This window comes from Dyella sp. 01N36 (assembly GCF_056399745.1).
In genome coordinates this window covers 17,769-30,459 of the sequence record NZ_JBFTRY010000008.1, presented here as the reverse complement: position 1 = coordinate 30,459, position 12,691 = coordinate 17,769, and the positions used below count along the sequence as shown (strand labels likewise).

Genomic DNA, 12,691 nt, shown 5'->3' with positions numbered 1-12,691 from the left:
ACTTTCGCTTGGACGCGTCCCTTGAAAAGTCACGACTAAAACGGGAACTGACATGACGATTTCTACCGATGGGGCGATGGCCGCCACCACACCAGACCGACTGACCAACACGCTGAAAAGCAAACTCGCCCATCCGGCGACGGATGCCGTGTTCGACCTGCATCAAGGTGTCAATGAAGTGCTCGCCGATGTTGGCATGAGCGACAAGGACTGCGGCGGCACGCTGAGCTTTTTTGGCCAGGATCCGATCATCCCCAGCGCCATTCGCTTCGGCACCATGGCCGCCATTGGCCTGGCAGCCAAGTCAGTCGCTGCAGCCGCCATCTGGCAGCAGCGCACGGGCGAAGGCCAGGACATCAGCGTCGACGTGCGCAAGGCGCTGCGGCGCTTCTGTTGTTTCTTCGAAGGGAAGTGGGAGCTTCTGAATGGCCGTCCACCCGCCTATGGTGCGGATGAGGACAACCCGTTCATGAAGTTGCCGTTCTTTTACGAGACGCGCGACGGGCGCCATGTGATGCCGTTGAACGTGTATCCCAGGCTGAGAACGCGAGCCCTCAACCTGCTTCACTGCAGTGACAGCCCTGAAGCGGTGCGCAATGCGATCCTGAAATGGAATGGCACCGAGCTCGAGGAAGCCGCAGCCGAGGCCGGCCTGGTGATGGGCATGATCCGCACGAACGATGAATTCCGTCGGGAGGCGCAGTATTCCCAGTATCTCGCGCACATGCCGCTTATCCAGGTGGAGAAGATCGGCGAGTCGGAACCGGTGCCTTTCAAGCCCGGCGGTCGCAGCCCGCTGGACGGGATTCGCGCGCTGGGCATGGGGCACGTCATTGCAGGCGCCGCCATCGGCCGCGATCTGGCGCAGTACGGCGCGGACGTGCTCAATATCTGGCGCCCCAACGACACCGAGAAAGACGCCTTCTTCCTCGATGTCCAGGTCGGCATGCGTTCGACCATCCTTGGTGACGCTCCCGAGGACCGCAAGGTTTTCGACCAGCTGCTTGCATCCACCGACGTCTTCTTCGCCAACAAGCGTCCCGGCTTTCTCGCATCGCATGGCTTGGATGCGCAGGAGCTTTGCGCCAGGCATCCTGGCCTGATCCACGTCACCGTCGTACTGCACGGCGAACATGGTCCGTGGTCGAACCGGCCGGGCTTCGATGAGATCGGCGCAGCCGTGTCCGGCCTGTTCGCGGTCGAGGGCAGCCTCTCCCAGCCCAAGCAGCCGCCGATCGTGCCGATTTGCGACAACGTCGTTGCCTGGCTCGGCACCACCGGCGTGCTCGCCGCCTTGCGTCGTCGCGCCGTGGAGGGAGGCAGTTATCGCGTGGTGGTCTCGCTGACCCGAACCGTGCTGTGGCAGCTGTCGCTGGGGATCTTCGACAAGGAGTACGCCCAGGCTACGGCGGGATCGAGCGAAGAACACCGCTACGTTGAGCCCGATACGTTTACCGCCGAAACGCCGCTGGGCACCTATCAAGGCATCACCGATCAGGTGGTGCTTTCAAAAACGCCGGAGGCCTTTCGCACCGTCCTCGTACCGCGCGGATCGTCCAAGCCCGAGTGGCTGAGTTCCTGACCACGATCGTGCGGCAGCTGCCCACGATCCCTGCCTGGACAGCCGACCCGTCCGTGGGACGGTCATCCGGATCAATCGGCTGATCACACCCTCGCCTACGGAGAGGACCCGCCACAAAGCGGGTTCTCTCCCTGGCGTCACTGCACGTTTGTCCGATCGAAACTTGGCTTTCCTTACGAATAGCCTTCGACAACCACCGTATGCGATGGGCGTATGATCACGTTACCGCCCAACGACAGCCGTGCGATGCCTCGGCACGCACGGCCTCTTGAGTCGTTCACCACGGATTGCCAGCTCAACCTTGTGCGCCGCGGGACTGCGATACCGACCAGGGGCGGTCATCAACCTCATTGCACGTACGCGCATGCCTGCTATGCATCGTTTTGAGGGTTGTAAGGTATGCCATTCACCTCACGCGCATTGACACGCTTTCTCGTGTTGGTCGCACTAGGTCTGCCATCCATCGCGCGGTGCGTTGAGCCACCTCATGCGGTGATGCCCCTGGAAGCGCATTCGCCGTATCGCTTCGGCCTGACGCAGTTCCAACACCGGGCCTATCTCTCGCGGGACGGCGCGCCGGCGAATGCGCAAGCCATCGTCCAGACGCCCGACGGCTTTCTATGGATAGGCTCGCAGAACGGCCTGATTCGTTTTGATGGCGTGCACTTCGATCGCAGTCCTACCGACCTGCTGCCCAAGACCAATGTTTCCTATTTGTATGCCGAGCCCAATGGTGATCTCTGGATTGGCTACACCTTCGGCGGCGTGAGCGTTTTGCGGCAAGGCAAGATCACCAACGTGCCGGAAGCCGCGCTCCCGGGAGGTAGCGTGCTCGGCCTTGCGCGTGCCAAGGACGGCTCCCTCTGGATGGCCAGCACCCGGGGCATCGCCCGCGAACGCAAGGGTCGCTGGGAAAAAGTGACGCGCCCCAACGATGGCGATCCGGGCCATGAGCCGCTATGGCTAGGCCAAATCCAAGGCCGCCTGTATCTCTTTGAACCGCTGGCGGCCTACCTCGTGGACGAGGAGACCGCGCAACTGCGGCCCACGGATTATGCACAGGCGAAACACGACCAGATGGGGCTCCCGCCATCGGTGCCGTGGAGTGAGCGTTACGACGGGTACTGGGCCAGCCTGCGCGACCCTTCCGGCGCGCTCTGGGTGACGCGAGAGGATCGCGAAGGCATTACGCGAGTCCATTGGAGCGACCAGAAAGTTGCCGCTGCCAATGAGGAACACTACGCCAAGCCGGAAGGCCTGAGCGGCGAATTTGGGCGCGTCTACTTCATGGACCGCGAAGGCAACATCTGGGTGGCGACTGACCAGGGCCTGGATCGCTTCAGCGTGAGCAAGTTCACGCCGGTGGTCTTTTCGGCAAGGACGGCCGACCTCACTCTGGCGGCAGATCTATCCGGTGGCCTATGGGTCGGCAGCCTGCGGGAAAACGCGCTCTATCTTCGAGACGAAACGCCGCCTGTGCGCATCGATGGCATGGGTCCGGGATCGGACTGCTCCATGGTGGATCGTCACGGCGCCGTCTGGATGGCCGGATACACCGATCTGCAGGTCTACGACGGCGCGCGCGTGACGCACGTGCCGCCTCCGCCCGGCAGCATGAAGAAAGATCACGGGAAGGAGGTGCTTCAGGCCTGCCAGAATGTGGCTGAAGACGCCGCAGGCAATATCTGGCTCTCGGTAGCCAAGGTGGGTGTGTTTCGCCGCACGGATGGCAACTGGCAGCGCAATGGCGGACTCAAGGACCTGCCCGATGGACCATCCATTCGCGTCATGACCGATGCCAGCGGGCGTATCTGGCTTGGCTATCCCAATGACCGCGTCGCGATCGTCGATGGCGACAAGGTCGCGCTCTATGGTCCCGGCGACGGTCTTGCCATCGGCAATGTGCTGAGCCTGTCGGTGCGTGGCGCGCACGTCTGGGCTGCAGGCGACAAGGGGGTTGCCTATCTTGCTCCCAACAACCGCTTCGTTGCCTTTCAAACCAAGGGGCGCAGCTCACTGCGCGGTATCTCGGGGATCGTGGAAACCGCCAGCGGCGAGCTCTGGTTGAACAGCCCCGAGGGCGTTTACCGCATCGCGGCCAGCGAAGTTGAAAGCCTGCTGCGCACCTCCGGGTATCAACCCAGCTATGAGCTGTTTACGCAGGAGGACGGCATCAATGGACAACCCCAGGCGATCAGGCCGGGGCCGTCCATGGTGGAAAGCACCGATGGGCGCATCTGGGTCGCGACCAAGCAGGATCTCTCCTGGATCGACCCTGCGCATATTCGTTACAACAAAGTCGCTCCCACAGTCTCGATTACCGGCTTCAGTGCCGGCGGGAAATCCTGGCAGCTATCTTCACCACCTACCCTGCAGCCGCAGACCGCCAATGTCCGCATCGAATACACCACGCCGGCACTGTCCATGCCCGAGCGTGTGCATTTTCGATATCGACTGGAAGGTGCAGACGAGGAATGGCAGGAGGCCGGCAGCCGGCGCGAAGCCTTTTACACCCACCTCTCGCCCGGCACGTATCAGTTCCAGGTGATGGCGATCAACGAGGACGGCGTTCACAGCGTCGCGCCCGCCAGCTTCCAGTTCAGCCTGGCGCCCGCGTTCTACCAGACCGTGTGGTTCAAGTCTCTGCTGGCGGCCGGCGCCGTGCTGGTTGCCTGGAGTCTGTATGCGCTGAGAGTGTCCTTTATTGCGCGTCGGTACCGGCTGCTTCTGCAAGAACGCTCGGCAGAGCGGGAGCGTATTGCCAGGGATCTGCATGACACCTTGCTACAAGGCATGCAGGGCATCCTGCTGCAGGTCGAACTGTGGGCGCGCAGCCCTAGCTTGTCCGATGCCCAGCGAAACAGCGCGATCAAGATCGAAGACAAGATGCGCAGCATGCTGATCGACGGGCGTGACGCGATCAGTGCGCTGCGCCAATCGCACGATCACCAGGCCGATTTCATCGCGGACCTGCTCGCCGCCGGCAATGAGTCCGCCTTGCAATCGAAAACGAGATTCTCGCTCCGTCTGGTCAGCGACCCGCGCGCACTGCGCCAGGATGCGTGCGAAGAAGTGCTTGCGATCGCCCGCGAAGCCCTGCTCAACGCCTTCAGGCATGCACAGGCCGAAGCCGTCTGGGTGACCGTCGATTACGCGCAACGCGGCCTGACGGTCACCATCGGCGACAACGGCATTGGCATGATCGAACACTGCGTGGAGGAGCGGCAGAAGGAAGGCCATTGGGGCGTGGCAGGCATGCGTGAGCGCGCCGCCAAGCTGGAGGGGCAGCTGACGGTGACCAGCGAACAAGGCCAAGGCACCGTCGTCGAGTTGCAGGTTCCCTGTCGCCGCGCCTATGCGCAGGCGTTGCCTTTTTCGCTGGCGCGCCTGTTTCACCGAAAGCGTCCCTGACGACGCAGTCATGCAGGTGTCGAGCGATCAGATGTCAAAGCCGGTGCCGACCAGCAGCATGGTCTCGCCGCGATTGGGATCATGCAGGCCGCCGTTGGAAACGTGGCGTATCTGAAAGCTCAGCCTGCGGCCCTGCCAGCCGGCGGTGCTGACAAATTCACCGACGCTGCTCAAGGCCTCCGTTCGGCCAGCGTGCAGGGCGCCCTGAAAGCTGAAGAACAGCGCGTGACTCCAGCTGCCGGCATCGCCGTAGCGAAAGCGCACACCGCCGGCGGCCAGCCAACTGTCTTGGTCGGTGCCGTAGCGGCTTTCGCGGAATCTTGCGAGGTCGCGCCCGTTGATCCAACCCAGGGAGATATCCGGGGCCCAGGTAAATCGTCCGCTGCCGATGGGTTTCTCGTTGAGCACCGATTCGACAAACGCCGCGTTGGCAGCGTAGCTATCCATATAGCTACGTCCCACTTGAAGCTGAAGGTCCATGGCCGCGGCAGGCGCGCACATCGATGCCAGGCACGCCGACGCCAGGCCGGCACAGGCGCGCCTACAAGTCACTAGGTACATAGATCATCCGTACGTTTTTTCTTGGGAGTTTTGCGGGGTGGTCACGCGCGGCCGCGGAAGCTGCCGTACCTCGGCGCCTGAAGCGCGACGCTTCAGGAGGATGCGACGATAAAAGCCTTCACCAAGGCCGTATTGAACGAAACTGCCTTGGAAAGGACAGATGCGACGCGCCCAGGTCGCATGGCGGCGATCGCGCTCGCCCGCTGCTCAGCTTGCGACGACGGAACACTGCGCTGGATACACGTCCAGGCATGGATTTCGTCCAACTGCGATCAGCCACGTACAAGCCGATCGGCACGTTTAGCCATAGTGTGAACCTGGGTCACGACGCTGGCCCCATCCGCTTCAGGCCTGCCTTTGGCGGTAGCGACAAGACTTCACAGCCACGCTCCACCGTCCCCTCCCCACCGGCTGTGACCCAAGTGGCACCGATCCTCTTTGACGGAATCTCGATATGTCCATGACTTCAGCCGATTACATCGCCAAGACCCTTGAGCTGGCTGGCATCAAGCATATTTATGGCGTCGTGGGTGACTCGCTCAATGGCTTGACCGACGCCTTGCGACGCCTCAAGACCATCGACTGGATTCATGTGCGCCACGAAGAGAGCGGCGCCTTTGCCGCGGGCGCCGAAGCCCATTTGACCGGCCAGCTGGCGGTATGCGCCGGCAGCTGCGGCCCGGGCAACCTGCACTTGATCAATGGCCTGTATGACTGCCACCGCAGTGGCGCGCCGGTGCTGGCGATTGCAGCGCATATTCCCAGCAGCGAGATAGGCACCGACTACTTCCAGGCGACGCATCCGGAGAACCTGTTCAAGGAATGCAGCCACTACGTCGAGCTGGTGTCCAATCCGGTCCATCTGCCCCGCGTGCTCGGTCGCGCCATGCGTGCGGCGGTGGCGCGCCGCGGCGTGGCTGTGGTCGTCATTCCCGGCGATATCGCGCTGAAGGATGCGGTGGCATCCGTGCCGCGCTGGGTCACGCCTGCCAGGCCGATCGTCCATCCTCCGCTGAAGGACCTCAGGCAGCTCGCCAATATCCTCAAGGATGCAACACGGGTGACGATGCTTTGCGGCGCCGGCTGCGCCGGTGCGCACGACCTGGTGCTGGAACTGGCTGGCAAACTCAAAGCGCCTATCGTCCATACGTTGCGAGGCAAGGAATTCATCGAGTACGACAATCCGTACGATGTAGGCATGACGGGGCTCGTCGGCTTCTCATCGGGCTATGCGGCGATGAAGGACTGCGACGTGCTGCTGCTGATTGGCACCGATTTCCCTTATCGCCAGTTCTATCCCGAACACGCCAAGATCGTGCAGATCGATATTCGCCCGGAAGCCCTTGGCAATCGTTGCGCGATCGATTTCGGCGTGATCGGCGACGTGCGCGAGACGCTGCAGAGCCTGTTGCCATCGGTTCCGGAGAACCTGGACAGCGGTCATCTCGATGCGGCCCTTGCGCATTACAAGAAGGCACGCGAAGGATTGGATCAGCTGGCCGAGCCCAAGGCGGGAAGCACCGTGATCCACCCGCAGCAGGTGACAAGCGTAGTCAGCGAGCTTGCCGCGGAGGACGCCATTTTTACCTGCGACGTGGGCACGCCGATCCTGTGGACGGCGCGCTATCTCAAGGTCAACGGCAAGCGCCGTATCGTCGGCTCGTTCAACCATGGCTCGATGGCCAATGCGATGCTGCAGGCGATCGGCGCCCAGGTGGCTTATCCGGATCGCCAGGTAATTTCCATGTCCGGCGATGGCGGTTTCGCCATGATGATGGGCGAATTCCTGTCGCTCACCCAGCTTGGCCTGCCGGTAAAGATTGTGCTGTTGAACAACGGCACGCTGGGCTTCGTGGAAATGGAAATGAAGGCCAACGGTTTCCTCGATACCGGTTGCGAGCTGGTCAATCCCAATTTTGCAGCGATGGCCAATGCGATCGGCGTGAAGGGCATCCGCGTCGAACATCCCAACGATTTGCGCGCGGCGCTGACCGAGGCGTTCGCGCACAACGGCCCCGTCCTGGTGGATGTGGTGAGTGCAAGGCAGGAACTGGCCATGCCGCCCAAGACGACGTTCGAAGAGGCGCACAAGTTCGGCATGTTCATGCTCAAGGCCGTGCTGGATGGACGCGGCAACCAGCTGGTCGATCTGGCCAAGGTGAATCTGATCCGCTGACCGCTCATCGCGGCGAGCCACAAAATCTCCCTGTTCTTGCGCGGGCTGCTGGTTTGCCCGCGCATTTTTTTGGGGAATGCTTGCGTAGGAAACGGGCCGGCTCCGGGGCTCTGCCGGCCAAGCCAAACGCGCGCTACGGTGTCACGCGAACATCACCGATGGCGAGGGCCAGGGCCACCCGGGCAATCTGAGCATCGGCATTGGCGCTCGCCAGCGTCGATTCCGATTGCGCCATGATCGCTTCGTCGTTGGCCAAGTCCGTATACGTGCCCACGCCATGCTGGTACGCATCGAGCGCCGCTTCGTACGCGATGCGGGCCGCATGCGCGAAGGTCTGCGCCTCGGTGTACGCCTCGAGGCTGGTCCGCAGATCGTTATACGCCTTGACCACTTCCTGGGCGACCTTGTCGCGCACCTGGTCCAGCTGATCCTGGGCTTCCTGGACCTGGGAATGGGCGATGGACAAATGCGCCGATCGCGAGCCGCCGTCGAACAGCGGCAACTCGAAATGGAGAAACACCGCGCCACCAGGCTTGTTCACCGAATAGTACGGACCACCGTCATTGCTCAACGATCCGATGTTCTGGAAATAGCTGCCGGAGAAGCTGATCGTGGGGTGATAGGCGGCATGCGCGCTCTGCACTTCGCCTTCGGCGGCCTTTACCCTTTCCTCCGCCACGTGCACATCGGGCCGGCCGGCGAGCGCTTGCTGCACGTAGTGGTCGATGGACTCGCCGGGCAGTACGGGCATGGCCAGGTCAGCGCTCTCGCCGATGGTGAACTGCGTATCGGCGGATAGACCGATGGAAGCAAGCAATGACGCATAAGCCGTGCGCACCGCGCCATTGGCCTTGACCTGATTGAGTTTCGACAAGGCCGTCTGGCGTTCGGCCTGGGCGGTAGCCACCACGGTGGCCCGACCGTTCCGGTGCTGCGCGTCGGTCGCATCTTGTATCGTTTGCGCCGCGGTCACCGCCTGGTCGGCGGCCCGCAGGTCCTCTCGACTGGACTGATATTGGAAATAGGCGCGCGTCACGCTGAAAACCAGTCGTTGCTGCGCCCCGTTGTACGCGCCCTCGGCCGCCGCCTGGTTGGCCCGCGCGGTGGCCTCCTGGCCGGCACGGCGGCCGAAATCGAACAGCAACCATTTCATTCCCAGCGACGGCACGAACTCGCGTGTATCGGAAACAAAGTATCCGCGCGCGATCAAGTTGGTCGGGATCGGCAGCGGCGTGCGCTGGAAACCGCCGAGGGCTTCCAGCGATACCTGAGGTCGATAACTGCTATGCACCAGGTCGACGGCCAGCTCTGCCTGCCTGGTTTTCTCCCAGGCCTCGCGCGTTTCCGGGTTGAGGCATTGCGCGATATCGAGCAAGCGCGCCAGGTCATAGCTGCCATGGAGCTTGGACGAGTCTTCAAGGCATTGATGCTCGAGCGACACGGCTTCGTCACTCCATGCCTCGGATGCCGCAAGGCATAGCGCGATGGCGATCGCGATGCGACACGCACGCTTAGTGACCCGGCGCGACATGGGCGATCTCCAGCTCAAGGCGATTCATGGCCTCCCGTTGCAACAGGGGCTCGGCAGCGCTGCCCGATAGAATGGCCTCACGTTCAAGCCATGGCGGCGGCGAACGCCCTTCCTTCGTTTGCGTGGCCGTTTCCGCAAGCCAGTCGGTGGCCCTACCGCGTTCAGTCGCCAGCCCACCATCCTCGACCACGGCGGCATCCAGGCTCTGCACCACGAAGACGGACGCAGCGAGGCGATCGAGCTGTTCCAGCGTCAGGCGGCCCGATGCTCCGTCCGATCGAGGAGACGCAAAGAGACCGTGCTCAAAGAACGCCAGGGAGCCGAGCGAGTGCGCGCGCACCAGCTCTTGGGTGACTGCCAACCGCAAGGGCCGATTCCCTTCCGTCGCCTGAGGCAACAAGGTGGCCAGCAAGCCGAGCGCCTTGGCCATGGATGACCGGACCACCTGCACGGCGCTGACCGGCCACAGCGTGCTGAAGATCATCGACATAAGAATATTGCCAAGCACGATGCCGACCACGCGATCGCGCAGCACGGTCAGATCGGTGGCGGGACCATAGTCCTGGAGCACGCCAAGAAAGAATGCGAAAGCCATCTGCATGCCGGCATAGGCGAGACGCTCGGTGCTGGTCGCCACCCAGGCACACACGGCCGATACCACGGCAATCAGCAAGGCCAGGTCGCCGATATCCGTCATGTGAGGCAACAGGTAGACAATGCAAAACCCCGCCATCGTTCCGCCGATAATCGCGCCGGTCAGACGGAGGCTGAGCTTGTGCATGGTCTCCGCCATGCTGCCCAGTGCAACGAAGAAGCAGGTCGTGATGGCCGTGCGTATGCCCGGCCAATCGAGCATGGTGTAGGCGAAGTAAGCGAGGGTCACGGCCAGCGTCGTCTTGAGCGCAAACCGCGCGTAGCCGCGGTTGGTGAAGGCATCGGGTACGAACAAGCGCTTGGGTTTGGGAGGCGGAGCCACGGCGTCGGGACGTTCCCATGCGCTCTTCAGCAGCTCGTTCGCCGTACGTTCCAGTGCAACGACGACGGGGCGCGTCGCGCCGTCGAGTGCTGCGATCACTCGAGGGTCGATCCGGCATTCGCGCAGGCTGGGTTCCTCATGCGTCACCAAGGCCGCACGACAGACATCGATGGCCTGGGCCAGGGGCAAGCGCGCGGCCAGCGGCGTGTCCCTGGGCAACAGGCATAGCAACGTAAGCACGGTCACCAGTCCCTCGAACATCTCGAGGTCCACCGCCGTCTTCGCTTTCAATTGACGATCCCACATGGATGCATGTTCGTGCAGCGCCATCGTCTCGACAGCTTCCTGCCGCAGCTCCGTCGGATCGACATCGCTGCGTCCCTCGAGAATCGCGGCTGTCCCGCTGAGCAGGTTATCGGCACGCTGGCGCACCAGCAGCACGGGGCTTTCACCCCAGACCATATCGATCAGCACCGAAACCACCGCGGGTATGGCGACGACCAGCCAAAGCCACAACAGGAATCGCGTGAGGAATTCGGTGGATGGAAAATCGTCGATCAAGGTCTGCGAAAGCACCAGCACAAAACCGGCGAGGAAGGCGATCGGTCCCAGCGTGCTGGTGCGCGCGAAGAACATCGCCATGAAGGTACTGAGTGCCAGCAGCGGCAATCGCAACGCCGGTTCGCTGGCGTCCAGCAGGTAGAACAGGAAGGACAGCACCAGGGCCACGGTGGCCGCGGCCACGCCGGCAAAGGCGGTCATCAACGTGGCCACTTCTTCTTCGCGGCTGGCCATGAACACGATGTAGGCCATATAGGCCGGAATCGGAATCTGGAAGACCATGCCGAGCACGACAGTCAAGGTGCTGCCTGCCGTGATCCGCCAGACGGCGCGCATCCGCCCCGGGCGCGGCGCCAACTCGGCGCGAAGGAAAGCGAGCAACGGAAAACGCTCGGGCTGGCCGCTAATCGTGGTGATCATGTTGCACCTTCACCGAGGCCGTCGCGCCGATGCGCATGAGCTGCTCCGGCGGATCGTCCAGGCGCACCCACACCGGAAAGCGCTGCGCGACCACCACCCAGTTGAGCGAACGCTCCACCACCGGCAGCCCCGGCCCGGCCTTGTCTTCCGGTTGCACGCCCGCGCCCAGGCTTTCCACATGGCCATGGACCGGCACGTTTTCCCTGCCCATCAGCCAGGCCGTGGCCTTGTCGCCGATATGGATATGCTCCAGATCGGTTTCGCGAAAATCCGCAACCGCGTACCACTCGTGCAACTTGATCAGCGTGAACAACGAGCTGCCGGCCACGGCGAAGGCACCCTCCGCCAACTGCATGCCGACCACGCGACCATCGAACGGCGCGCGTATGGTCGTTTCGCGCAGATCGCGAGCAGCCAGTGCTTCGGCGGCCTCGGCGCCGGCAAGTTGTTCGACCAGGCTGGCGGTGTCACCAACGGCTTCTTGCGCCTGGGTCGCCTGCAACGTGCTGGTGGAGAGCGCCGTCGCCGCCGTTCGTTCGTTCGTGCGCGCCTCGTCGATCTGCTGCTGCGTCACATAGCCCTTGCCGACCATCGGCTCCAGGCGCTCGCGCGTCGAGCGCGCCAGCGCGTACTGTTCCTTTGCCCTTTGAATCTGCGTGGATGCCGCCTTGGCGCCCGATGTCTGCGCGTTCACCTGACGCCCGGTGAGATCGATGTCCGCCTTCAACGCGGCTACCTTGGCCCGAGCCTGCTGCAGCCTGAGCTGGAACGGCTCCGGGTCGATTTCCGCAAGCACGTCGCCTCGCCTTACCAGCTGATTGTTGACGACGTGGATCGCCACGAGGCGCCCACTCACCTCGGGCGCGATGCCTGCCGTATAGGCGAATAGATGGGCGTCATGCGTGCGGGGACGCTGGTCCACCACGACGATGACCACGGCCAGCAACACCAGCGCCACGGCCAGCGCGATCAGGGTGATGCCTCGGCCAAGCCAGGAGGGATAGGTCTTTGTCGTCGTCACGGCATCCACTCAGGCAAGCCAGATCAGCCACACCGCAAAGGTGAAGGCGGCGAACATGCCCAGATAGGCGATCAGCGGCGCGGGCAGCGTGGCGTCAATGCCCGCTTTCACAAAAAGGCTGCGCACGACCACCGTGATGATCAAGGCGATCAGGGCGCAGACCATCCACGAGGGGAAATAGGAGCCCAGGATGTTGCGCGATGGCGCACTGCTGCAGCCCTGCAGCAAAGCTCCGGTCAACACCACGAAGGCAAGCGGAAGACCGCGATGTCTGCTCACCGCTTGCGGTCGGTCCGCCATGGATAGTGTTCGTTCCATTCATCCACCTTGGACGTCATGCATGCCGTGAGGAAATCGGAGGGGTTCTTCGCCCTTCCATGGGTCGACGCAAGCCATCGGGTTCGGCTACGCCAAAAGAACGCCAGAATGGGATGCTGATCCGACACCACGAC

At 62.9% G+C, this 12,691-nt stretch carries 8 protein-coding genes; 3 read left to right on the top strand and 5 right to left on the bottom strand.

The window, feature by feature from the left end; all coding sequences use genetic code 11:
- Positions 1–52: 52 nt before the first annotated feature.
- A complete protein-coding gene (locus AC1DMG_RS03610; RefSeq protein WP_477176455.1) occupies positions 53–1,582 on the top strand; it encodes a CoA transferase in 1,530 nt (509 codons plus the stop codon).
- A 495-nt stretch (positions 1,583–2,077) separates the two neighbouring features.
- On the top strand, positions 2,078–4,993 hold the full coding sequence (locus AC1DMG_RS03605) for a sensor histidine kinase (protein ID WP_477176454.1): 2,916 nt from the start codon (positions 2,078–2,080) through the stop codon (positions 4,991–4,993).
- Between the two features lie 27 nt (positions 4,994–5,020).
- Here the strand turns inward: AC1DMG_RS03605 and AC1DMG_RS03600 are convergent, their stop codons facing one another.
- On the bottom strand, positions 5,021–5,440 hold the full coding sequence (locus tag AC1DMG_RS03600) for an acyloxyacyl hydrolase (protein ID WP_477176453.1): 420 nt from the start codon (positions 5,438–5,440) through the stop codon (positions 5,021–5,023).
- Positions 5,441–6,008: 568 nt separating this feature from the next.
- Between AC1DMG_RS03600 and poxB the strand changes: the two genes are divergently transcribed.
- Complete coding sequence (gene poxB, locus AC1DMG_RS03595; protein ID WP_477176452.1) at positions 6,009–7,730, top strand: ubiquinone-dependent pyruvate dehydrogenase; 1,722 nt, start codon at positions 6,009–6,011, stop codon at positions 7,728–7,730.
- 133 nt (positions 7,731–7,863) lie between these two features.
- Here the strand turns inward: poxB and AC1DMG_RS03590 are convergent, their stop codons facing one another.
- The 4 genes from AC1DMG_RS03590 to AC1DMG_RS03575 are packed head-to-tail and all read right to left on the bottom strand — an operon-like array spanning position 7,864 to position 12,539.
- On the bottom strand, positions 7,864–9,261 hold the full coding sequence (locus AC1DMG_RS03590; RefSeq protein ID WP_477176451.1) for a TolC family protein: 1,398 nt from the start codon (positions 9,259–9,261) through the stop codon (positions 7,864–7,866).
- On the bottom strand, positions 9,242–11,218 hold the full coding sequence (locus AC1DMG_RS03585; protein ID WP_477176450.1) for an FUSC family protein: 1,977 nt from the start codon (positions 11,216–11,218) through the stop codon (positions 9,242–9,244). Before AC1DMG_RS03585 ends, AC1DMG_RS03590 begins: the two co-directional genes overlap by 20 nt.
- Positions 11,202–12,239 carry a multidrug transporter subunit MdtN gene (mdtN, locus tag AC1DMG_RS03580; protein ID WP_477176449.1) on the bottom strand — a complete coding sequence of 346 codons (1,038 nt, stop codon included), beginning with the start codon at positions 12,237–12,239 and terminating at the stop codon, positions 11,202–11,204. The genes AC1DMG_RS03585 and mdtN overlap by 17 nt, the downstream gene beginning before the upstream one ends.
- A gap of 9 nt (positions 12,240–12,248) precedes the next feature.
- A complete protein-coding gene (locus AC1DMG_RS03575; RefSeq protein ID WP_477176448.1) occupies positions 12,249–12,539 on the bottom strand; it encodes a YtcA family lipoprotein in 291 nt (96 codons plus the stop codon).
- Between the last annotated feature and the right edge of the window lie 152 nt (positions 12,540–12,691).

What these genes read in the sequence shown, in the direction of transcription:
- AC1DMG_RS03610 (WP_477176455.1), top strand. Translation starts at nt 53, where the DNA reads ATGACGATTTCTACCGATGGGGCGATGGCCGCCACCACACCAGACCGA.
- AC1DMG_RS03605 (WP_477176454.1), top strand. Translation starts at nt 2,078, where the DNA reads ATGCCCCTGGAAGCGCATTCGCCGTATCGCTTCGGCCTGACGCAGTTC.
- AC1DMG_RS03600 (WP_477176453.1), bottom strand. Translation starts at nt 5,440, where the DNA reads ATGGATAGCTACGCTGCCAACGCGGCGTTTGTCGAATCGGTGCTCAAC.
- poxB (WP_477176452.1), top strand. Translation starts at nt 6,009, where the DNA reads ATGTCCATGACTTCAGCCGATTACATCGCCAAGACCCTTGAGCTGGCT.
- AC1DMG_RS03590 (WP_477176451.1), bottom strand. Translation starts at nt 9,261, where the DNA reads ATGTCGCGCCGGGTCACTAAGCGTGCGTGTCGCATCGCGATCGCCATC.
- AC1DMG_RS03585 (WP_477176450.1), bottom strand. Translation starts at nt 11,218, where the DNA reads ATGATCACCACGATTAGCGGCCAGCCCGAGCGTTTTCCGTTGCTCGCT.
- AC1DMG_RS03575 (WP_477176448.1), bottom strand. Translation starts at nt 12,539, where the DNA reads ATGGCGGACCGACCGCAAGCGGTGAGCAGACATCGCGGTCTTCCGCTT.